Annotated in this window: 17 protein-coding genes; 13 read left to right on the top strand and 4 right to left on the bottom strand. The window is 67.2% G+C overall.

Going from position 1 to position 21,659, the window contains the following annotated elements; translation table 11 throughout:
* Nucleotides 1-257 precede the first annotated feature (257 nt).
* The 7 genes from ACYBYQ_RS20050 to clsB all read left to right on the top strand — a co-directional run bounded on the left by ACYBYQ_RS20050 (nt 258) and on the right by clsB (nt 8,401).
* A complete protein-coding gene (locus tag ACYBYQ_RS20050; RefSeq protein ID WP_459616174.1) occupies nt 258-1,886 on the top strand; it encodes a GMC family oxidoreductase in 1,629 nt (542 codons plus the stop codon).
* Between the two features lie 119 nt (nt 1,887-2,005).
* Nucleotides 2,006-3,292, top strand: a complete 1,287-nt coding sequence (locus ACYBYQ_RS20045) for a putative Na+/H+ antiporter (protein WP_459616173.1) — start codon at nt 2,006-2,008, stop codon at nt 3,290-3,292.
* Between the two features lie 141 nt (nt 3,293-3,433).
* Nucleotides 3,434-3,757 carry an FmdB family zinc ribbon protein gene (locus ACYBYQ_RS20040; RefSeq protein ID WP_459616172.1) on the top strand — a complete coding sequence of 108 codons (324 nt, stop codon included), beginning with the start codon at nt 3,434-3,436 and terminating at the stop codon, nt 3,755-3,757.
* Nucleotides 3,758-3,774: 17 nt separating this feature from the next.
* Entirely contained in the window at nt 3,775-4,428 is a 654-nt protein-coding gene (locus ACYBYQ_RS20035) for a DUF502 domain-containing protein (protein ID WP_459616171.1), read from the top strand.
* A 39-nt stretch (nt 4,429-4,467) separates the two neighbouring features.
* Nucleotides 4,468-6,258, top strand: a complete 1,791-nt coding sequence (aspS, locus tag ACYBYQ_RS20030) for an aspartate--tRNA ligase (RefSeq protein ID WP_459616170.1) — start codon at nt 4,468-4,470, stop codon at nt 6,256-6,258.
* Nucleotides 6,259-6,332: 74 nt separating this feature from the next.
* Complete coding sequence (locus tag ACYBYQ_RS20025) at nt 6,333-7,193, top strand: endonuclease/exonuclease/phosphatase family protein (protein ID WP_459616169.1); 861 nt, start codon at nt 6,333-6,335, stop codon at nt 7,191-7,193.
* Nucleotides 7,190-8,401 carry a cardiolipin synthase ClsB gene (gene clsB, locus ACYBYQ_RS20020; protein WP_459616168.1) on the top strand — a complete coding sequence of 404 codons (1,212 nt, stop codon included), beginning with the start codon at nt 7,190-7,192 and terminating at the stop codon, nt 8,399-8,401. Before ACYBYQ_RS20025 ends, clsB begins: the two co-directional genes overlap by 4 nt.
* Before the next feature lie 103 nt (nt 8,402-8,504).
* Here the strand turns inward: clsB and ACYBYQ_RS20015 are convergent, their stop codons facing one another.
* From ACYBYQ_RS20015 to ACYBYQ_RS20000, 4 genes are all read right to left on the bottom strand, one after another.
* The gene (locus ACYBYQ_RS20015) at nt 8,505-9,383 is read right to left on the bottom strand and encodes a DMT family transporter (RefSeq protein ID WP_459616167.1); all 879 of its coding nucleotides are present in this window, start codon (nt 9,381-9,383) and stop codon (nt 8,505-8,507) included.
* A gap of 10 nt (nt 9,384-9,393) precedes the next feature.
* The gene (locus ACYBYQ_RS20010; protein ID WP_459616166.1) at nt 9,394-10,851 is read right to left on the bottom strand and encodes an MFS transporter; all 1,458 of its coding nucleotides are present in this window, start codon (nt 10,849-10,851) and stop codon (nt 9,394-9,396) included.
* 48 nt (nt 10,852-10,899) lie between these two features.
* The gene (locus tag ACYBYQ_RS20005) at nt 10,900-11,463 is read right to left on the bottom strand and encodes an SRPBCC family protein (protein WP_459616165.1); all 564 of its coding nucleotides are present in this window, start codon (nt 11,461-11,463) and stop codon (nt 10,900-10,902) included.
* A gap of 66 nt (nt 11,464-11,529) precedes the next feature.
* Nucleotides 11,530-12,798 (bottom strand): O-antigen ligase family protein, encoded by a 1,269-nt coding sequence (locus ACYBYQ_RS20000; RefSeq protein WP_459616164.1) that lies wholly within the window; start codon nt 12,796-12,798, stop codon nt 11,530-11,532.
* Between the two features lie 528 nt (nt 12,799-13,326).
* Here ACYBYQ_RS20000 and rfaH point away from each other — a divergent pair.
* The 6 genes from rfaH to ACYBYQ_RS19970 all read left to right on the top strand — a co-directional run bounded on the left by rfaH (nt 13,327) and on the right by ACYBYQ_RS19970 (nt 21,656).
* Complete coding sequence (gene rfaH, locus ACYBYQ_RS19995) at nt 13,327-13,836, top strand: transcription/translation regulatory transformer protein RfaH (RefSeq protein ID WP_459616163.1); 510 nt, start codon at nt 13,327-13,329, stop codon at nt 13,834-13,836.
* A gap of 243 nt (nt 13,837-14,079) precedes the next feature.
* Nucleotides 14,080-15,510, top strand: a complete 1,431-nt coding sequence (locus ACYBYQ_RS19990) for a mannose-1-phosphate guanylyltransferase/mannose-6-phosphate isomerase (protein ID WP_459616162.1) — start codon at nt 14,080-14,082, stop codon at nt 15,508-15,510.
* Entirely contained in the window at nt 15,510-16,304 is a 795-nt protein-coding gene (locus ACYBYQ_RS19985; RefSeq protein ID WP_459616161.1) for an ABC transporter permease, read from the top strand. Before ACYBYQ_RS19990 ends, ACYBYQ_RS19985 begins: the two co-directional genes overlap by 1 nt.
* The gene (locus tag ACYBYQ_RS19980; protein WP_459616160.1) at nt 16,304-17,527 is read left to right on the top strand and encodes an ABC transporter ATP-binding protein; all 1,224 of its coding nucleotides are present in this window, start codon (nt 16,304-16,306) and stop codon (nt 17,525-17,527) included. The genes ACYBYQ_RS19985 and ACYBYQ_RS19980 overlap by 1 nt, the downstream gene beginning before the upstream one ends.
* Complete coding sequence (locus ACYBYQ_RS19975; RefSeq protein WP_459616159.1) at nt 17,524-18,723, top strand: FkbM family methyltransferase; 1,200 nt, start codon at nt 17,524-17,526, stop codon at nt 18,721-18,723. The genes ACYBYQ_RS19980 and ACYBYQ_RS19975 overlap by 4 nt, the downstream gene beginning before the upstream one ends.
* The gene (locus ACYBYQ_RS19970) at nt 18,723-21,656 is read left to right on the top strand and encodes a glycosyltransferase (protein WP_459616158.1); all 2,934 of its coding nucleotides are present in this window, start codon (nt 18,723-18,725) and stop codon (nt 21,654-21,656) included. Before ACYBYQ_RS19975 ends, ACYBYQ_RS19970 begins: the two co-directional genes overlap by 1 nt.
* Nucleotides 21,657-21,659: the final 3 nt, after the last annotated feature.

Below are 21,659 nucleotides of genomic sequence, written 5' to 3'. Positions count from 1 at the left end.
GTCGTGCAGGCCGGGCGCGCGCATGCGGGCCGGCCGGAATGCCAGGACGGGAAACTGCATCGGACAGACTCCGGAGGGGCGCCGGCCCCGACCGCGACGGGCACGACCGGCGCGTTGCTGACTCAAACCTGAAAGTTCACTGACCGAGCATAGCCGCTAAAGGTTCCCGCCGGGTTGCACTTGGCACGAGTGCCCGAGGTCGTCTAAAACTGCGGGGCAGAACAACAAGCCGCAGCGCGGCGCAGGAGACGATGCACATGAAGGCCCTTGCCCGGGAGATGTCCACCGCGTTCGATTACGTCATCGTGGGGGCCGGGTCCGCCGGCTGTCTGCTGGCAAACCGGCTGTCGGCGGATCCGGCCGTGCGCGTGCTGCTGCTGGAGGCGGGCGGGCGCGACAACTGGCACTGGATCCACATCCCGGTGGGCTATCTCTACTGCATCGGCAACCCGCGCACCGACTGGTGCTACCGCACCCAGGCCGATCCCGGCCTGAACGGCCGCAGCCTGGGCTATCCGCGCGGCCGCGTGCTGGGCGGCAGCTCGTCCATCAACGGCATGATCTACATGCGCGGCCAGCGCGCCGACTACGACGGCTGGGCGGCCCAGGGCAATCCGGGCTGGTCGTGGGACGACGTCCTGCCGCTTTTCAAGGCCATGGAAGACCATCACGGCGGCGCCAACGAATACCATGGCGCGGGCGGCGAATGGCGGGTCGAGCGGCAGCGCCTGGCCTGGCCCATCCTGGAAGCGTTCCGCGCGGCGGCGGCCCAGGCCGGCATTCCGTCGGTCGAGGATTTCAACCGGGGCGACAACGAGGGCTGCGACTACTTCGAGGTGAACCAGCGGCGCGGCCTGCGCTGGAATGCGGCCAAGGCGTTCCTGCGCCCGGCGCTGCGCCGGCCCAACCTGCAGGTGGTCACCGGGGCACAGGTATCGGGCCTGCTGTTCGAAGGCCGCCGCGCCGTGGGCGTGCGCTATCGCCGCGACGACGGCCAGCCTGGCGAGGCGCGCGCCCGCTCCGAGGTGATCCTGGCGGCCGGCGCCATCGGTTCGGCCCAGTTGCTGCAGGTGTCCGGGATCGGTCCGGCGCAGTGGCTGCGCGACAAGGGCGTGCCGGTGGTGCACGACCTGCCGGGCGTGGGCGCCAACCTGCAGGATCACCTGCAGCTGCGCCTGGTGTACCGCGTGCGGGGCGCGCGCACCCTCAACACCATGGCAGGCACGTGGTGGGGCAAGGCCGGCATGGGCCTGCAATACATGCTGATGCGGCGCGGCCCGCTGTCGATGGCGCCGTCGCAGCTGGGCGCCTTCGCGCGCAGCGGCCCGGAGCAGGACCGGGCCAACGTCGAATACCACGTGCAGCCCCTGTCGCTGGAGAAGTTCGGCGATCCGCTGCATGCCTTCCCAGCGTTCACGGCTTCGGTGTGCAATCTGCGGCCCACCAGCCGGGGCCATGTGCGCATCGTCTCGCCCGACGCGTGCGAAGTGCCGGAGATCCTGTGCAATTATCTGTCTACCGAAGAAGACCGCAAGGTTGCGGCCGACAGCATCCGCCTGACCCGCCGCATCGCCTCCCAGCCCGCCCTGGCGCGTTATGCGCCCGAGGAGTGGCGCCCCGGTCCGCAATGGCAGTCCGACGCCGAGCTTGCGCAGGCTGCGGCCGACATCGGCACCACCATCTTCCACCCGGTGGGCACCTGCCGCATGGGGCCGGACGCGAACGCCGTGGTGGATGCGCAGTTGCGGGTGCACGGGGTGGAAGGCCTGCGGGTGGTGGACGCCTCCATCATGCCCTCCATCACTTCCGGCAACACCAATTCGCCCACGCTGATGATCGCCGAGAAGGGCGCGCAGCTGATCCGCGCGGCGGCCCGCGCGCGCTGACGGGCGCGGGCCGCCGCTTGGGCATGACTACCCCGTGCGTTATATTTCGACACTGATTTTTCCCAGTGTCGAGCATGCCGGGGCCGCGCGCCGCATGCGCGCAGCCCCGGAATCCACTCATGCCTAGCCAGATCGAGCTCGTCGCCACGCTGCTGTTCGCCGTGGCCGTCATCCACACGTTTTCCGTTCCTTTCTTCGCCCGGCTGGCGCACCGCGATGGGGCGCACGCCGGCGTGTGGCATCTGTTGTCCGAAGTCGAGGCGGTGTTCGGCGTGTGGGCCTTCGTCCTCATCGTCTCCATGGCCCTGCTGTCCGGCAGCGATACGGCCATCGAGTACATGGACACGCGCAACTTCACCGAGCCGCTGTTCGTGTTCGTGATCATGGTGGTGGCGGCGAGCCGCCCCATCCTCGAGCTGGTCAGCAAGCTGGTGCGGCTGGCGGCCCGGGCCCTGCCCATGCGCCGCGAGGTGTCCACCTTCTTCGTGGTGATGACCCTGGTGCCGCTGGGCGGTTCCTTCATCACCGAACCGGCCGCCATGACCCTCGCAGCCCTGCTGCTGCGCGACGGCTACTTCCGCTCCAGCGAGCGCGTGGGCTTCAAGTACCTGACGCTGGGCGTGCTGTTCGTCAACGTGTCCATCGGCGGCGTGCTCACGGCCTATGCCGCGCCGCCGGTGCTGATGGCCGCGTCCGCGTTCGGCTGGGACACGCCGTTCATGGCGGCGCACTTCGGTTGGCGCGCGGTGATCGCGGTCCTCATCAACGCCGCGGTGCTCACCCTGATCTGCCGCAAGGCGCTGCTCGACGGCGACGTCGGCACCGGCGCGGGCGTCAATGCGCCCGAGGGCGGAGCCGACAAGCGCCCGCCCGTGCCGCTGGTGGTGATGCTGGTGCATGTGGTCTTCCTGGTGGCCGTGGTGCTCACCGCCCACCACCCGGCAGTGTTCCTGGCGCTGCTGATGATGTTCATCGGCTTTACCGAGGCCTACAAGCGCTACCAGAGCCGGCTCATGATCAAGGAGGGCCTGATGGTGGGGTTCTTCCTGGCCGGGCTCGTCGTGCTGGGCGGTTTGCAGAAGTGGTGGCTGCAGGACCTGCTGGGCGGGCTGGAACCCTTCGTGCTGTTCTGGGGCGCCACGGCGCTGACCGCCGTGACCGACAACGCGGCGCTCACCTACCTGGGGTCGCTGGTGGACGGCACCGGCGAGCTATGGCGCTACATGCTGGTGGCCGGCGCAGTGACGGGCGGCGGCCTCACCGTGATCGCCAACGCGCCCAATCCGGCGGGTTTCGCCATCCTGAAGAACTATTTTCCGGACGGAACCATCTCGCCGGGCCGCCTGTTCCTGTCGGCGCTGGTGCCCACGCTGGTCGCGGCCGGGATGTTCCTGCTGCCGGTTTAGCGCCATGACCGGCCTGCCACGGAAAACCCGCTAAAATTCAAGACTTTCCGTATTTCCCGGCCCGCAGCGGCGGCGCGCCTTCCGGCGCGGCGCGTCCGCGGCGGCTCCGATGCGCCGGATCGCCTGGGAGTTTGCTCCGAAATGCCCATCTACGCCTACAAGTGCAGCGCGTGCGGCCATGCCGAAGACGTGCTGCAGAAGATCTCTGACGCACCCTTGTCGGTGTGCCCGTCCTGCGGCCAGCCCAGCTACGCCAAGCAGGTAACCGCCGCCGGGTTCCAGCTCAAGGGCTCCGGCTGGTACGTCACCGACTTCCGCAACAACGGCGCGTCGGCTGGCGCCAAGCCGTCCGGCGCCGAGGGCGCCGCGGCGCCGTCCACCGCGGCCGCGCCTGCCCCCGCACCTGCTCCGGCCGCCGCCACCGGCAGCGGCGGCGCCGCCACGCCCCCGGCCAGCAGCAGTTGATTGCGGCGCGTCCGGGCGTGTTCAAACGGTATTTCATCACTGGCCTGCTGGTATGGGCCCCCCTGGCGATCACCATCTGGGTGATCAGCCTGCTCGTGGCCACGCTCGAAGGTTTCGTGCCCGGTTTTCTTTCGTCCCAGTCGCTGTTCGGCGTCGAGATCCCGGGGTTCCGGTTCGTGCTCGTGCTGCTGGTGGTGCTGCTTACCGGCATGCTCACGGCCAATCTCATCGGACGCAGCCTGCTCGAGCAATGGGAGCGGCTGCTGGGCCGCATCCCGCTGGTGCGCTCCATCTACAACTCGGTCAAGCAGGTCAGCGATACCGTGCTCGCGCCGAATGGCCGGGCATTCCGGCAGGCCGTGCTGATCCCGTATCCGCGCGTCGGCTCCTGGACCATCGCCTTTCTCACCGGCGCGCCGGGGGGCGAGGTGGCCAGCCACCTGCCCGGCGAACACCTGAGCGTGTACGTTCCCACCACGCCCAATCCCACTTCCGGCTTCTTTCTCATGATGCCGCGCGACCAGGTGGTCGAGCTGCGCATGTCGGTCGATGCCGCCCTCAAGTACATCGTTTCCATGGGCGTCGTGGCCCCGCCGGCGCCGTCCGGCGCGCCGCCAGCGCCCGTTTCCACGGCACCGGGCATGCCCGTCACGCCCCGCGCCGAACCGTAACCGCTACGCTGAACAAGCCTATACACGGAGTTATCCCGCATGCGTACCTGCTATACCGGCCAGGTTTGCCGTGACCATCTCGGCCAGACTGTCACCCTGTACGGCTGGGTGAACCGCCGCCGCGACCACGGCGGGGTCATTTTCATCGACCTGCGCGACCGTGCGGGGCTGGCCCAGATCGTGTTCGATCCGGACAACGCCGAGGCTTTCGCCACTGCCGAGCGCCTGCGCAACGAGTTCTGCATCCGCATCACCGGCCTGGTGCGCGAGCGCCCCGAAGGCACCACCAACGCGGAGCTGGCCTCCGGCGAGGTCGAGGTCCTGTGCCGCGAGGTCGAGATCCTCAACGCCTCCGTCACGCCGCCGTTCCAGCTCGACGACGACAACCTGTCGGAAACCACCCGCCTCACGCATCGCGTGCTGGACCTGCGCCGCCCGCAGATGCAGCGCAACCTGATGCTGCGCTACCGCGTGGCGATCGAGGTGCGCAAGTTCCTCGACGAGCTGGGATTCATCGACATCGAGACGCCCATGCTCACCAAGAGCACGCCCGAGGGCGCGCGCGACTACCTCGTGCCTTCGCGCGTGAACGCCGGGCACTTCTTCGCGCTGCCGCAATCGCCGCAGCTCTTCAAGCAGATGCTGATGGTCTCCGGCTTCGACCGCTACTACCAGATCACCAAGTGCTTCCGCGACGAAGACCTGCGCGCCGATCGGCAGCCGGAATTCACCCAGATCGATTGCGAGACCTCGTTCCTCGATGAATTCGAGATCCGCGAGATCTTCGAGGGCATGATCCGCCACGTCTTCAAGACCGTGCAGGGCGTGGACCTCCCCCAGCCGTTCCCGCAGATGACCTGGACCGAGGCCATGCAGCGCTACGGTTCCGACAAGCCCGACCTGCGCGTGAACCTGGAGTTCACCGACATCGCCGACGTGATGAAGGACGTGGACTTCAAGGTGTTCGCCTCGGCCGCCACCAGCCCCGGCAGCCGCGTCGTGGCGCTGCGCGTGCCCGGCGGCGCCGAGCTCTCGCGCAGCGAGATCGACGCCTATACGCAGTTCGTGGGCATCTATGGCGCCAAGGGCCTGGCCTACATCAAGGTCAACGAAGCCGCCAAGGGGCGCGACGGCCTGCAGTCGCCCATCGTGAAGAACATCCACGACGCCGCCCTGAAGACGCTGCTCGAACGCACCGGCGCACAGGACGGCGACATCATCTTCTTCGGCGCAGATCGCGCCAAGGTCGTCAACGATGCCATCGGCGCGCTGCGCGTGAAGATCGGCCACAGCGAATTCGGCAAGAAGGCCGGCCTGTGCACGGAAGGCTGGAAGCCGCTGTGGGTGGTCGACTTCCCCATGTTCGAGTACGACGAGGAAGAAGGCCGCTACACCGCTGCCCACCACCCCTTCACCAGCCCGAAGGACGGCCACGAGGACTTCCTCGAGTCCGACCCGAGCAAGGCCTACGCCAAGGCCTACGACATGGTGCTCAACGGCTGGGAGATCGGCGGCGGTTCGGTGCGTATCCACCGCGAGGAAGTGCAGAGCAAGGTGTTCCGCGCCCTGAAGATCGGCCCGGAGGAGGCCCGCGAGAAGTTCGGCTTCCTGCTCGACGCGCTGCAGTACGGCGCGCCGCCGCACGGCGGCATCGCCTTCGGCCTGGACCGCATCGTCACCATGATGAGCGGTGCGGAGTCCATCCGCGACGTGATCGCCTTCCCCAAGACGCAGCGCGCCCAGTGCCTGCTCACCCAGGCCCCGTCCGCCGTCGACGAGAAGCAGCTGCGCGAGTTGCACATCCGCTTGCGCAACGTCGAAGTGAAATGAAGTAAGCTGGCCGCGCCGGTCCCGCAGGGGGGCCGGTTGCCGGCCGGCACGGCTGCCCCGGATGCCGTCGATTCATGTCACTCCTACGCGTCGTCAGCTACAACATCCACAAGGGCCGCTCGGCCCTGGGCCGGCGCGACTCGCTGCATGAGCTGCGGCTGGGCCTGTACGGGCTGCGTCCCGACCTGGTCTTCCTGCAGGAAGTGCAGGGGCGCAACGAGCATGCGTCGGTGCTCGACATGCAGCACGAATCCCTGGGCGCCGCGCTGCGCCTGCAGGTGGCCTACGGGCGCAACGCCATCCGCGACCGCACCGACCACGGCAATGCGCTGCTGTCGTGCTTTCCCATCCTCTCGTACGAGAACCAGGACGTCTCCGATCATCGGCTCGAGCAGCGCGGCCTGCTGCACGCACGCATCGACGTGGACGGCACCGAAGTGCACTGCTTCGTGGTGCACCTGGGCCTGTTCGCCGGCAGCCGTACCCGCCAGGTCCTGGCCCTCACCGACCGCATCCGCGCCCAGGTGCCCGACGCCTCGCCCCTGTTGATCGCGGGGGATTTCAACGACTGGACCAACAAGCTGGCGCCGCTGTTCGTGCAGCAGCTCGGGCTGTACGAGGTGTTCTCGCACGCGCCGCGTTCGCGCGGCGGCGAGCTGCCCCGCCTGCGCGACTCGATGCGCCGCATCGGCGGCGTACTGCGCGGCGTGCCTGCCGCCACACGGGTGATCGATCGCGGCAACCAGCTCGGCATGGGCGGCGCCTATTGCCCCCTGCCGCCGCCGCGCACTTTCCCGGCCGTGTTCCCGTGGTTCCGGCTGGATCGCATCTACCAGCGCGGCTTTGCCGTGCGCAGCGCGCGCGTGCTGCATGGCCGCGAGTGGGCCCGGCTGTCGGATCACGCGCCCTTGGTGGCAGAGCTGGAACTGCCGTGAAGGACGAAGACGCGCGCCTGACCTGGACCGACGGCAACGCGGTCGAGCTGCTGCAGAACGGCGCCGATTTCTTTCCCGCCCTGTGCCATGCCATCGACGCGGCGCACGCCAGCGTCCATCTGGAAACCTATATCTTCGTGCTCGATCGGACGGGCCGCCGCGTGCTGGCGAGCCTCGAGCAGGCGGCGCGGCGCGGCGTCAAGGTGCGCGTCGTGATCGACGGCTTCGGCTCCGCCGGCACGGTCGACGAGGTGCGTCGGCGTCTGCTGGCCGCGGGGGCGCATTGCCGCATCTTCCGGCCCGAACCGCGCTGGTTCGGCTGGCTGAACCTGTCGCGCAGCCGGCTGCGCCGGCTGCACCGCAAGCTGGCGGTCGTCGACGGCGAGCTGGCCTTCGTGGGCGGCATCAACATCGTCGACGACTACGACGACCTCGATCCTGCCGACGGCGTCGGCGCGCCGCGCTTCGATTTCGCGGTGGCCGTGCGCGGGCCGGTCGTGCCCCAGGTGCAGCACGCCCAGGACCTGCTGTGGGTGCGCCTGAACTGGGGCCGCCTGCGGCGCCATCCGCGCGACTGGCGGCGGCTGCGGCTGGTGCCGCCGGAGACGGGCCATGCGCCGGCGGCCGGCAAGCTGCGCGCCGCGCTGGTCCTGCGCGACAACCTGCGTTTCCGCAAGACGTTCGAGCGCGCCTATCTCCATGGCATCTACCGCGCGCAGCGCCAGATCCTGATCGCCAACGCGTACTTCTTTCCGGGGCGCCGGTTCCGCAAGACTTTGCTCGAGGCAGCCGCCCGCGGCGTGCGTGTGCGCCTGCTGCTGCAGGGCAAGCCCGAGTACCGGCTGCAGTACTACGCCACCCGGGCGCTGTACGACCAACTGCTGGCCGGCGGCATCGAGGTCTATGAGTACATGCCGGGCTACCTGCACGCCAAGGTCGCCGTGATCGACGGCATGGCCACCGTGGGATCCTCCAACCTGGATCCATTCAGCCTGCTGCTGGCCCTGGAAGCCAACGTGATCGTAAGCGACACCGCCTTCGCCGCCACCCTGCAGGAGCGCCTGGAGCACGCCATCGCCGAAGGCGGCAGGCGCGTGATGACCCGCGAATACCGTCGCCGGGGCTGGCTGCGTCGCTGCGTCGACGCCGCCTCCTACACCCTCCTGCGCATAGGCGTCGCCCTCACCGGCCGCGCCTCGGAATTCTGAATTTCCTGAAACTTCTGAACTCTGGTGTCAGACACCAGTTGTCCTGATTTTCCTGAACACTGGTGTCAGACACCAGCTATCTACACGCGAGTGAAATCTGGTGTCAGACACCAACCCTGGGCGGGCGTATCAGTCCCATGGCGAGGGCGGTGCCGGCCAGGATGACGCCGGCGCCGCCGAGGATGCGGGGTGTGACGGCTTCGTCCAGGAACAGCATGCCCCACAGCACGCCGAAGACGGGCACGAGAAAGGTGACGCTGACCGCCCCGGTGGGCCCCACGCTGCGGATCAGGCGGAAGAACATGACGTAGGCTGCGCCGGTGCAGACCAGCGCCAGCAGGACGGTGGCCTGCCAGGCCGCGAAGGACACCGGCTGGGCCGGCCAGCTCCATACCGCCATGGGCAACAGCAGCAGGCTCGCCGCCAGCATGCTGCCGGTGGCATTGGCCAGCGGATTGATGCCGCTGAGGTAGCGCTTGGTGGCATTGGCCGCCACGCCGTAGCACAGCGGCGCCGCCACCGAGGCCAGCACGGCGGGGCCGGTGCCGCCGGCATGGAATTCGAGCTTGTCCCACACCAGCACCACGATGCCGGCCATGGCGATCGCGAGACCGATCAGGCGGCTGGCCGGCAACCGGTCTTTCAGCCACAGCCAGCCTATCATCGCGCCCCACACCGGGGTGCTGGCATTGGCCACCGACAGGAAGCCGGCGCCCAGCGTCTGCGCCGCGTAGGCATAGAACAGGAAGGGCAGGGCCGCGTTGAAGGCGCCCACCAGCAGCACGGCGCGCCAATGCCGTCGCAGCACGCCCAGCTCGCCGGCAAGCGCAGCCGCCGGCAACAGCACCAGGGCGGCCAGGCCGACCCGCAGCACCATGAGCGGCGCGGGCCCGAACTCGGGCACCGCGATGCGTATGAACAGGAACGAGCCGCCCCACACCGCCGCCAGCAACAGCAGGTCGGCCATGTCGCGGCGTGTCATGGACATGCCTTCAGCCACGGCGCGCAGCGGCCTTGGGCGAGACCACGTTCTTCATCTTGACGCGATGCGCCAGCAAGGCGCTGAAGAGCGACAGCGCCACGCACATCGCCAGGCCCGCGCGCACCCCGTCGAGCACGGACGTGCGCGCGATGACGATGCCGACCAGCGCCGTGCCCGCCGCGCTGCCGATGGCGCGGGTGGTCTGGACCAGGGCGGAAGCCACGCCCACGTCGCGCCGCTCGCTGAGCATCTGCATGAAGAGCGTGAGATTGGGCAGCATGAAGCCCAGCGCCGTGCCGTTCACGAAGAATGCCGCCAGGATCCACAGGGCCGAGGTTTCCGGGCCGATGGCCAGCACCATGCCCGAACCGACCGCCAGCAGCAGGCCGCCGAAGACCATCAGGCGCTGCGGCTCGGTCTGGCGCGGGAACAGGTAGCCGTTGATGATGCTGCCCACCGAAATGGCGGCCACCAGCGGCGTGAGCAGCAGTCCGGCCTGGCTGGGCGAGTAGTGGAGCTCGTGCTGCAGCAGCAGCGGGCTGTAGAAGATCAGCACGAACATGATCGCGCCCACCGCGAGCGCGGCCAGGTTGAGCAGCTGCGGCTCGCGCCCCGCCAGCACGCGCAGCGGGAAGATGGGCGAGGCCACCCGCCGCTCGTACGGAATCAGCACGACGGCCGCCAGCACGGCCGCCAGCGCCAGCGCCGCGGCCCATCCCGGGTGGGCCGCGGCGCCCTGGGCGAAGGCCAGCTCCATGGCCGCCAGCGGCGCGCTGACGAGCGTCACCAGCAGCACGGCGCCGATCCAGTCGATGCGGCGGGCCTCGCCGCCGGCCGGCCGGATGCGCGGGAAGTAGCGCGCCAGCAGGAACAGCGCCGCCACGGCGGCGACCGGAGAAATGAAGAAAGCGGCGCGCCAGCCCAGCGCCTCGGTTGCGGCGCCGCCCAGCACCGGCCCGATGCCGCTGGCCATGGCAAAGACAGCCGAGACCAGGGCCATCCAGCGCACCCGCTGCTTGGCGTCGGGGAAGAGGTCGGCAGGCGCCGCGAAGGCCGTGGCGATCATCATGCCGCCGCCCACCCCCTGCAAGGTTCGGAACACGATGAGCTGCGACATGGACTGCGACAGGCCGCAGGCAATCGAGCCCAGCGCCACCAGCGACACCGACACCAGCATCAGCGGCTTGCGGCCGTACATGTCGCCCAGGCGGCCGAAAATCAGGATGGACGCCGCCGTGGCGAGCAGGTAGCCGGTGCCCACCCAGGCGTAGAGATCCATGCCTCCCAGGGCCGCCGCCACGCGCGGCAGGGTGGTGCTGACGATGGTGGAATCGAAGGCCACCAGCACCACGGTGGCCGCCACCCCCGCCATGGCAAGGAGCAGCTCGCGGTGGGAGCGGGAGGAATCCGTCGGGGCGGCGTCGCCCGGCGTGGGCGGTACAGGCGCGGGTTCGTCGGGCTGCGTCATGGTGGCGCCAAGCATATCACCGTCGGACGGCAGCCGATGCGACACGGCCTAGAAGAGCGTGTGATAGCCCACGATCACCAGCACCACGCCCGCCACCACGGCCCATGACCAGCGCGACGCCGCCAGGCCGCGCTCCGCCGGCTCGGGCGGCGGCGGAGGCTCGATGCGGGGCTGGGCCGCCATGTGGTCGATGAATGCCGCGAAGAATCGTTCGACGATGCGGCCGCCGGCCTTCACCAGGGCGGACTGGCTCACTTCGGCGAGCTTGCCGCCGGCCATGGCCGCCATGGTGTAGCCCAGGCGGGTGCCGTCGTCCTTGGGAGACAGGCTGACCTGGGCCGTGCCGATGGCCAGCCCGGCCGCCTGGCCCTTGCCTTCGAAGGCCATCGTGAAGCCGTTGGGCCGGTCCAGGTCGGACAGCAGGATCTCGCCTTCGTAGTCGGCTTCGATGTCGCCCACCTTGGTATGGACCGTGATGGCGTACTCGGTGGGGGTGAGCTGCCGGATCTGCACGCAGCCCGGCAGGCATTTCTGCAGCACTGCCGGATCGGTGAGGGCGTCCCACGTCTGGTGCGGGGTGGAAGGAATCCATTGAGCGTCGGCTATGCGCATGGCTGTCTCCTTATGGGGTCCGACGGGGCCCTTTGCAGCCATTCTGGCGCGAAACGCCCGGTTTGACTACCCGGAGGCCGGCACCCGCGCCTGGCGCGGGTCAGACAAGGCCATCATCCACGCCAGCAGCACCACATAGAATCCCACCGAGCGCATGCCCCGGAACATCAGTTCCGTGACGCCGAATATGCAGAATCCCAGGCACAGCGCCAGCCCCATGGCCGCCGCGGCGCGCGCGCCGGGGGGCGCATCCCATTGCCTCAGGCGCTGCAGGAACAGCCAGGCCGGAGCCAGGTACATGGCCAGCAGGCCCAGGCCGCCGAGTATGCCGTGCGAGGCCAGCGCCAGCAGCATGTCGTTGTGCGGTTCGCCGAAATTGTCGGCCACGTAGCGCGACACCTCGCCGCTGCTTACGCGCTGCCGCAGCTCTTCGGAGAAGCGCGGGCCGCTGCCCATGCCGGACCACGGCTGCGATACGAACATGTCCCAGGTGGCCCGCCACAGCTGCAGCCGGATGCACATGGAGGTGTTGGCCGTGCGGTCTACCGTCTGGCATTGATGCACCTCCTCGAAGCCCTGCTGCACGCGTTCGCGCAGGGCAGGGCTGGAGGCGCCGAGGACGGCGACGACAGCGACCACGCCCGCCAGCACGGCGAGGTCGCGCACGGGATGGCGCAGCCGGCGCATCAGCAGCAGGCCGATCGCCGCAAATACCGGCACGGCCATCCAGCCGGTGCGCGTCTGGGTCAGCACGAAGCCGGCAAAAGTGAAAGTGGCCGCGGCTATCTTGATGGCGCGTTCCGCCCGTGGGCGGGAGCCGAGCGGCCAGGCGATGCCGTATGCGGTGACCACGGCCATGAACAGCATCATGTTCCCGTAGGTGACGGCGTTGTACTGCGGGGTGAGCGGCCGGCCGAAGTCCGGCCAGATCAATTGCAGCACCACCACCGCGGACGCCACGCCCGCCGCTGCCAGCCCGGCCATGGCCCAGCGCAGTATCTGCGCGTCCAGTGCGAGCAGCGCCGCCAGCAGCAGCGGGAAGATCAGCGACACGCGCGCGCCGCGCTCGACTTCGGAACCGCGCCATTCGGCGTTGAGGACCTGGCTGAGCACGGCGGCGGCCAAGGGCAGGCACAGCCACAATACCGTGCCCCGATAGGGGCGCAGCCGCTGCCAGGCCTGCGCCGGCTGCATGGCCACCACCGCCAGCGAGGCTACCGCCAACATATAGAACAGTTGGCTGCCGCCCCCGGAGGTGAGCAGCAGTACCGGCATCAGGCCGATGAGCACGGCATACAGCGCGGAAACGGGACGTAGCAGGGTGGAACGCATCATCGGAAGCGAGCCTACACGATGGCCGGCACGCGGTGACCCAGGATAACGAAAGCAGCGCGTTACAAGGGTAAGATTTCTCTGGCAGGCGTCAGGCGGACAGGGATGGCGCGGCAGTATAGCGCGCGCGGTGCGGGCGCCGTTGTGGCGATATGCCCTCGATTTGCCTCGCTGCTTTTGGTGACAACAGCAAATAATCCTTGTTGTTCGGCGGCGTACGCTGGGCGCTCTAGGCTTACAATTCGCGGGAACGGGTCCGGCAGTCCATGGCCTTTGCGCAGTATTCCTTTATTTTGGTGTCGTTGGCGGTCCTGGCGGCAGTACCTCGCCAGGCCGTGTTGCGGAAAAGTCTGCATTTTCCATGCAGTCCGGACGGCTGGTATCGCGTGTGCCAAATTACGAATAACGCTGCAGCAGGCGCGATGCATGAATGGAAATTATTTGCATCGCGCGGTCATGGATGCGGAGCTTCCCCGAACGGCTCGGCGGTAGCCTGAACCCCGGCTTTTTCTCGTGCGCAAGGTGCCACGAATGGCGATGCACTGGTATTTGATCCACACGAAACCCAGACAGGAAAGAATCGCGCTGCAGAATCTCGAACAGCAGGGGTACGCCTGCTATCTGCCCGTCGTCCATGTCGAAAGATTGCACCAGGGGCGCCTGGCCGTCGCTGCCGAACCCTTGTTCCCCCGGTATCTGTTCATCCAGCTCGATACGGGCAGCGACGCCAAGAGCTGGTCACCCCTGCGGTCCACGCGCGGCGTCAGCAATCTCGTGAGTTTCGGCACCGAACCCGCCCGGATCGACGCCGCCCTGGTGGCCCAGCTCCAGGCCTGTGAGGCGGCCATGCAAGGTCATCCCCAGCGGCGTTTCGATGCCGGCCAGATCGTGCGCTTCAACACTGGCGCCCTGGCAGGCCTCGAAGGCGTCTATGAAATGCCCGATGGCGAACAGCGCGCCATGGTGTTGATCGAAATCCTGAGCAAGCCGGTGCGCGTACGGGTTCCGCAGGCCACGCTGCGTGCCGTGGGAGACCGCTGAGCCGGTTTTTTCGCCCGTCCGTTTTCGTCCGTCCGTTTGACAGGCGAAAATTCACACACTTAACATTGATTAACCGGCGGCTAATGGGATTGGTACTTTTCAAATCTAAAATCCCATTTTTCAAGCCGATGACATGCTGCGCACGGGCGGGACGCCGCCGTGCCCGGCCCTTCCGCTCCTGCCGCGCTTGCCGATCGTGAAACGGCAGGGCGGTAGCGTGCCTAAAACTCCTGCAAGGTATTCATGCTGATTCCCGTGGTGCTGTCCGGCGGTGCTGGTACCCGCCTCTGGCCCGTCTCCCGTGAGGGCTATCCCAAACCGTTCATGAAGCTCGCGGACGGCGAAAGCCTGCTGCTCAAGACGTACAAGCGCGCCCTGGCGGTGGATGCGGTCGAGGTGCTCACCGTCACCAACCGCGACTACTACTTCATGAGCAAGGACGAGATGGCGCTGGCCAAGCTCGGCCCCTCCCAGACGGGGGCGTTCCTGCTCGAGCCGATGGGCCGCAACACCGCGCCGGCCGTCGCCATGGCCGCCCATCACGCCGTCGAGGCGCATGGCGCCGACGCCATGCTGCTGGTGCTGCCGGCCGACCACCTGGTGCAGGACTCCCGGCGCTTCGCCGGCGCCGTGGCCAGCGCCGTGGCGCTGGCGCAGCAGGGCAAGCTCGTCACCTTCGGCATCATCCCCAGCGCGCCCGAAACCGGCTTCGGCTACATCGAAACCGGCGAGGACCTCACCGATGGCGGCAAGCGCGTGGCGCGCTTCGTTGAGAAACCCTCGCTCGACAAGGCGCGCGAATACGTGGCTTCGGGCCGGTTCCTGTGGAATTCCGGCATGTTCTGCTTCAAGGCCGGCGTGATCCTGGAGGAAATGGAGCGCCATGCGCCCGAGGTGGCCGCCGCCGCCAAGGCCTGTTGGGCCGCCATGCGCGAATCCAGCCCGTCCGACGGCAGCATGCTGGAGATCCCTGCCGAGCTGTTCTCGCAGGTGCCCGACATCTCCATCGATTACGCCGTGATGGAACGTTCGGCGAACGTGGCGGTAGTGCCCGGCGACTTCGGCTGGAGCGACATCGGCTCGTGGGTGGCGGTGCGTGAGCTCACCCCTCCGGACGCGGACGACAACCGCGCCGCCGGGAATGCGGTGTTCGTCGACAGCCGCAATACCTACGTGCAGAGCCACGATCGCCTGGTCGCGGCCGTGGGCGTCGACAACCTGATGATCATCGACACCCCCGACGCGCTGCTGGTGGCCCATCCCGACAAGGCCCAGGACGTGAAGCAGGTGGTCAGCAAGCTCAAGAAGCAGGGCCACGAGGCCTACAAGCTGCACCGTACCGTCACCCGGCCATGGGGCACCTACACGGTGCTGGAGGAAGGCCCGCGCTTCAAGATCAAGCGCATCGAGGTCAAGCCCGGCGCCAGCCTCAGCCTGCAGATGCACCATCATCGCAGCGAGCACTGGATCGTGGTGAGCGGCATGGCCAAGGTGGTCAACGGCGAGAAGGAACTGCTCGTGGGCACCAATGAATCCACCTATATCCCGGCGGGGCACAAGCACCGCCTGGAGAACCCCGGCGTGCTCGACCTGGTGATGATCGAGGTGCAGAGCGGCGAATACCTGGGCGAGGACGACATCGTCCGCTTCCAAGACATCTACGGACGCGCTTGATGCTCGGCATGTTGCGGGCCCTGTGGGCCTACCGTGGTTTCGTCCTGGGCAGCGTCAAGCGGGAGTTCCAGTCCAAGTACCGTAATTCCCTGCTGGGGGCGGCGTGGATGGTGCTCAACCCCCTGGCCATGATCGTCGTCTACACGGTGATCTTTTCGCAGGTCATGCGCGCCAAGCTGCCGGGCGTGGAAGGCAATCTTGCCTACAGCATCCACCTGTGCGCCGGCGTGCTCACCTGGGGCCTGTTTGCCGAAATATCCGGCCGTGCCCAGACCGCCTTCATCGACAATGCCAACCTGCTGAAGAAACTGAGCTTTCCGCGGTTGTGCCTGCCGGTGATCGTGGTGGCCAACGCGCTGGTGAATTTCGCGATCGTGTTCGGCCTCTTCACGCTGTTCCTGCTGATCACAGGCAATTTCCCCGGCTTGCCGTATTTCGCGCTGGCTCCCGTGCTGGCGCTGCTGGTGCTGTTCGCCATCGGGCTGGGCATCACGCTGGGCGTGCTCAACGTGTTCTTCCGCGACGTCGGCCAGTTCTACGGCATCGTGCTGACGTTCTGGTTCTGGCTGACCCCGATCGTCTATCCGGTGAGCATCCTGCCGCAGGTGGTGCAAGGATGGATGCGCTTCAATCCCATGGCGCGCCTGATGGAGGCCTTCCAGGTGATCCTGGTGCAGGGCCAATGGCCCAACTGGTACAGCCTCTGGCCTGTGCTGGCGTTGGCCGCCGTGCTGTGCCTGCTGGGCCTTTCCCTGTTCCGCAAGCATGCGGGCGAAATGGTGGATGAACTCTGATGGGCACCATTACCGTCACCAACCTCGGCAAGGCCTACAAACAGTATCCGACGCGCTGGTCGCGCCTGGTCGAATGGATGGACCCGCGCGGCAAGCCGCATCATCAGCTGCATTGGGTGCTGCAGGACCTGAACTTCAGCGTCAGCGCGGGCGAGGCCGTGGGCATCATCGGCATCAATGGCGCAGGCAAGAGCACGTTGCTGAAGATGATCACCGGCACCACGCATCCCACCACGGGCAGCGTGCAGCTGACCGGCCGGGTGGCCGCGCTGCTGGAGCTGGGCATGGGGTTCCATCCGGACTTCACCGGCCGCCAGAACGCCATCATGGCCGGGCAGCTGCTGGGCTATGGCGTGGACGAAATCACGGCCCTGATGCCGCAGATCGAGGCGTTCGCCGAGATCGGCGACTACATCGACCAGCCGGTGCGGGTGTACTCCAGCGGCATGCAGATGCGCCTGGCTTTCAGCGTGGCCACGGCACACCGGCCCGACGTGCTGATCGTGGACGAGGCCCTGTCGGTGGGGGACACGTATTTCCAGCACAAGAGCTTCGACCGCATCCGCGAATTCCGCCACCAGGGCACCACGCTGCTGATCGTGTCGCACGACAAGGCGGCCATACAGTCCATCTGCGACCGTGCCATCCTGCTCAACGCCGGCAAGCTGGCGATGGAGGGGCCGCCGGAGGCCGTGATGGATTACTACAACGCCATGCTGGCCGACCACCAGAATCAGACGGTCACGCAGCAGGTGCTGGACAGCGGAAAAATACAGACGATCTCCGGCACCGGTGAAGCCCAGGTGGCCGACATCGCCCTGCTGGATGAGGCCGGCAACCGGCTGGAAGTGGTCGACGTCGGGCAGGCCGTCACATTGCGGGTGGACGTGCGCACGAATGCGTTCCTCGAGCGGCTGGTGCTGGGCTATGGCATCAAGGACAGGCTGGGGCAGGTGGTATACGGCACCAACACCTACCTCAAGAAGCAACCGCTCGAGAACGTACCCGCCGGCAGCTTCGTGCGCTTCGACATGAAGTTTCCGGTCAATCTGGGCCCCGGCACCTATTCCATCCAGACGGCCCTGGTCAGCACGGACACGCACGTGGTCAACAACTACGAATGGCGCGACCTGGCGCTGGTGTTCAATGTGATCAACGCCAATAAACCGCATTTCGCCGGCGTGGCCTGGATCGACCCGGATATTTGTATAGAGCAGAGATGAGTTTCATATCCTATGCGCAGAATTTCGAAGACGTCATGCTTCGAAGGGCGCTGAAGCACGTCGAGGCCGGCTTTTATATCGACGTCGGTGCCGCATGGCCGGACGAGGATTCCGTCACGAAGGCGTTCTATGACTGTGGATGGTCGGGCATCAATGTGGAGCCCAACCCCGCGTTCCATGCTCTGCTCCAGCAGCAGCGCCCGCGCGACGTGAACCTGCCGGTGGCCGTGGGCGACCACGCGGGTGAGGTCGTCATGCACTTCATCGGCGGCACCGGGCTGTCCTCCGTCGACACTGATGTCATCGAGGCGCACAGGCAGTCGGGATGGAGTGCGGAGCAGAAGACGGTCAGGCTGCAGACGCTGACGGATATCTGGAAGGCCCATGTTCCCGCTGGCCAGGAAGTCCACTTCGTCAAGATCGACGTCGAGGGCCTGGAGGCCCAGGTGCTGCGCGGCCATGACTGGAGCTCCTGCCGGCCGTGGATCGTCCTGGTGGAAGCCACCCAGCCGTCTACCCAGACGGAGTCCCATGACGAATGGGAGCCCATCCTGCTGCAGGGCGGCTACGACCATGTCTATGCCGACGGGCTGAACCGGTTCTACGTGGCGCGCGAGCACGCCGGCCTGGCGGCAGCGTTCCGCTACCCGCCCAACGTCTTCGACCAGTTCGTGCGCGCGAGTGAAGCCCAGGCTGAATCCGTTGCGGCGGATGCGGAGCGCGAGACCCGGCAGGCGCTGGCACGGGCAGAAGAAGCCGAGGCCTGCAGCAGGCAGCTGGAGGAACGCATCCAGGAAACCGAGCATCGACTGCGGCGGGCGGAAGCCGCCGCTCAGGCTGCACAGCGGCAGTGCGAATTGATCTATCGCAGTACGTCGTGGCGTCTCACCCGGCCGGTGCGACTGCTCGGAGCGGTCGTGCGGGGCCACGGCCGGGAAGTGCTGAAGCCGCACGCTGCACGGTTGATCCGTCGGCTGGCGGCCTACGGTCAATCCCGTCCCTGGTTCCGGAAAGCGGCTCTGCTGGTGCTGGACAGGATGCCCGGCCTCAAGCATCGGCTTTTCAGCGTTGCCACCCGGCCGTCGACCGACATGACTTCCGCCACGGTGGAGAGCCACCAGCTCACCCCGCGTGCGCAACAGGTTCACGCCACGCTGCAGTTCGCCATGAAGCATCACCAGAAGGAAGAATCCTGATGCGTATCGTCATCGATATGCAGGGCGCCCAGAGCGCCGGGTCGCGCAACCGCGGCATAGGCCGCTACACGCTGGCCATCACCAAGGCGTTGGCACGCAACCGCGGCGATCATCGCATCGTGCTGGCCCTCAACGGGGGCTTCCCCGATACCGTGGAACCCATACGCGCCGCTTTCGAAGGCCTGCTGCCGCCGGAGGACATCCGCGTATGGCAGGCAGCCATGCCGACCGCGCATGCCGACAAGGCCAATGATTGGCGGCGCCGCGCCGCGGAGCTGACGTACGAGTCCTTCCTGGCCAGCCTCAAGCCGGATTTCGTCTACGTCACCAGCCTCTTCGAAGGGCTGGCCGACAATTCCGTGACCAGCATACACAGCCTGCTGCGGAACACGCCGGTGGCCGTGACGCTGTACGACCTGATCCCCTACATCCATCCCAAGCCCTACCTGGAGAACCCGGCCGTGAAGGCCTGGTACCTGGAGAAGGTGGAGCATCTGAAGCGGGCAGACCTGTGGCTGGCCATATCGGAGTCGTCGCGCCAGGAGGGCATTGCCCATCTCGGGCTGCCTGAAGAATGGTCGGTCAACATCGCCACCGACGCTGACGAACTCTTCCAGCCTGCTCCGGTTGCTGCAGAGCGCGAGGCGGCCCTGCGGGCCCAGTACGGATTGTCCCGGCCGTTCGTGATGTATACGGGGGGCATCGACTACCGCAAGAACGTCGAGGGCCTGATCCGCGCCTTCGCGAGGCTGCCCCAGCCGCTGCGCAGTGCCCACCAGCTGGCCATCGTCTGTTCCGTCCAACCCGCCAGCCGCGAAGAGCTGGTGCGACTGGTCAAGCAGCAGGGGCTGGACGAACAGGACGTGGTGCTGACGGGTTTCGTGCCGGACGAAGACCTGCTGGCCTTCTACAACTTGTGCAAGCTGTTCGTCTTTCCTTCGTGGCATGAGGGGTTCGGCCTGCCGGCACTGGAAGCCATGCGCTGCGGCGCGCCGGTGATAGGCGCCAACACGTCGAGCCTGCCCGAGGTGATAGGCTGGGATGAAGCCTTGTTCGATCCGCATTCCGACGAGTCGATCGCGCGCGCCATCGAACGCGGCCTGGTCGACGATGCGCACCGCCAGGCGCTGCTGCGGCATGGCAGCGAGCAGGCCCGCAGGTTTTCCTGGGACGGCAGCGCGCGGCAGGCGATCGCAGCAATGGAACGGAAGCGCGCGCAGTGGACCGAGGTGGTTTCTGCCCAGGCGCCGCAGCGGCCGAAGTTGGCCTATGTGTCGCCGTTGCAGCCCGTGCGCTCAGGCATCGCCGACTACAGCGCCGAACTGCTGCCGGAGCTCGGCAGGTTCTACGATATCGATGTCGTGGTCGAGCAGGACGAGGTCACGGACCCCTGGGTCAAGGCGAACTGCCCGGTGCGCACGCCTCAATGGCTGCGGGAACACGCCGGGCAATACGACCGCGTGCTCTACCACTTCGGGAATTCGGCATTCCATCAACACATGTTCCAGCTGTTGCAGGACGTGCCTGGCGTGGTGGTGCTGCACGATTTTTTCATGTCGGGGGTACTGGCCCACATGGAGTCGCGGGACCCTGCTGCCGGCGTCTGGCTGAAGTCGTTGTACGAGTCGCACGGCCACATCGCGCTGTACGACCTGCAGCACGCCGCGAACCGCACGGAAGTCCTCTGGGAATATCCCTGCAGCCTGGGCGTGGTCCAGAAGGCGCTGGGCATGATCGTGCATTCCCGGAATTCGTTGCGACTGGCGGCCCGCTGGTATTCGTCCGACGTTTCGGACTGGACCGTGATCCCCCATATGCGGGATGCGCGTCTGGAGCTGGACCGGGCTGCCGCGCGCCAGGCGCTGGGTATCGACGAGGACGTTTTCCTCGTGTGCACCTTCGGCCTGCTGGCGCCCACCAAACTCAACCACCGGCTCCTGCAGGCCTGGTTCCAGTCGTCATTGGCGAAGGATCCGTCCTGCCGCCTGGTGTTCGTGGGGGAGAACGATGGTGGCGCCTATGGGGCGGCCCTGGTCGACACCATCGCGCAGCATCAGGCTGGCAGCCAGGTGCACATCACCGGATGGGCCGACACGGACGCGTTCCGCCGCTACCTGGCGGCTGCCGACGTGGGCGTGCAACTGCGCACCCTATCCCGCGGAGAGACTTCCGGCACCGTGCTCGACTGCATGAACTACGCCAAGCCCACCATCGTCAATGCGAATGGCAGCATGGCAGACCTGGACCCCGACGTTGTCTGGATGCTTCCGGACGAATTCTCGGACGCGCAGCTCGTGGAGGCGCTGGAGAAGCTGTTCCGCGATGCATCGCTGCGGCAGCGCATGGGCGAGGCAGCGCGCAATACCATCCTGAACCTGCATGATCCGGCGACCTGCGCGGCGCAGTACCGGGACGCCATCGAGGGCTATTATCGGCACGCCGAAGGCCATGTCGCCGCGCTGGCAAGGGCCATCGCGACACAGGCTGGGCAGGCAGACGATGAACAGTTGGTGCAGGTCTCCGCCGCCGTGGCGCGCAACGCGCCGCCGCCTTGCCGTCCGCGACAGCTCCTGGTCGATGTAGGTTCGGCGGAAGGGCCGGGGAACGAGGATCTGCTCGCCCAGATCCGGCCGTGGCTGGAACAGCCGCCCGCGGGCTGCCGGGTCGAACCCGTCTATCCGGCCGAGGACGGGCGCTATCGCTACGCGCGCCGTTTCACGGCCCGCCTGATGGGCTACGAGCCGATTCTGCCGGACGAGGCCATGGACTACTGGGCTGGCGATGTATTCATGGGGCCCGAAGTGGCAGCGGAACAGGAAGGCATGCATGACGATATGCGCCGCCAAGGCGTGATATTGCGCGTGTTCAGCTCCGCAGCAGAGGGCCGGCAGGACCTTGCAGGCCTGCTCGAACGTAACGCATTACCCGTATAAGGC

The sequence above is a fragment of the Bordetella sp. 2513F2 genome, from assembly GCF_054642735.1.
This window is presented reverse-complemented; position numbering and strand designations above follow the sequence as displayed.

Coding starts and splice junctions, on each gene's coding strand:
- ACYBYQ_RS20050 (WP_459616174.1), top strand. CDS start 258: ATGAAGGCCCTTGCCCGGGAGATGTCCACCGCGTTCGATTACGTCATC.
- ACYBYQ_RS19975 (WP_459616159.1), top strand. CDS start 17,524: ATGAGTTTCATATCCTATGCGCAGAATTTCGAAGACGTCATGCTTCGA.
- ACYBYQ_RS20045 (WP_459616173.1), top strand. CDS start 2,006: ATGCCTAGCCAGATCGAGCTCGTCGCCACGCTGCTGTTCGCCGTGGCC.
- ACYBYQ_RS19970 (WP_459616158.1), top strand. CDS start 18,723: ATGCGTATCGTCATCGATATGCAGGGCGCCCAGAGCGCCGGGTCGCGC.
- ACYBYQ_RS20010 (WP_459616166.1), bottom strand. CDS start 10,851: ATGACGCAGCCCGACGAACCCGCGCCTGTACCGCCCACGCCGGGCGAC.
- ACYBYQ_RS19990 (WP_459616162.1), top strand. CDS start 14,080: ATGCTGATTCCCGTGGTGCTGTCCGGCGGTGCTGGTACCCGCCTCTGG.
- ACYBYQ_RS20040 (WP_459616172.1), top strand. CDS start 3,434: ATGCCCATCTACGCCTACAAGTGCAGCGCGTGCGGCCATGCCGAAGAC.
- ACYBYQ_RS19980 (WP_459616160.1), top strand. CDS start 16,304: ATGGGCACCATTACCGTCACCAACCTCGGCAAGGCCTACAAACAGTAT.
- ACYBYQ_RS20000 (WP_459616164.1), bottom strand. CDS start 12,798: ATGATGCGTTCCACCCTGCTACGTCCCGTTTCCGCGCTGTATGCCGTG.
- ACYBYQ_RS20025 (WP_459616169.1), top strand. CDS start 6,333: ATGTCACTCCTACGCGTCGTCAGCTACAACATCCACAAGGGCCGCTCG.
- aspS (WP_459616170.1), top strand. CDS start 4,468: ATGCGTACCTGCTATACCGGCCAGGTTTGCCGTGACCATCTCGGCCAG.
- ACYBYQ_RS20005 (WP_459616165.1), bottom strand. CDS start 11,463: ATGCGCATAGCCGACGCTCAATGGATTCCTTCCACCCCGCACCAGACG.
- ACYBYQ_RS19985 (WP_459616161.1), top strand. CDS start 15,510: ATGCTCGGCATGTTGCGGGCCCTGTGGGCCTACCGTGGTTTCGTCCTG.
- rfaH (WP_459616163.1), top strand. CDS start 13,327: ATGGCGATGCACTGGTATTTGATCCACACGAAACCCAGACAGGAAAGA.
- ACYBYQ_RS20015 (WP_459616167.1), bottom strand. CDS start 9,383: ATGACACGCCGCGACATGGCCGACCTGCTGTTGCTGGCGGCGGTGTGG.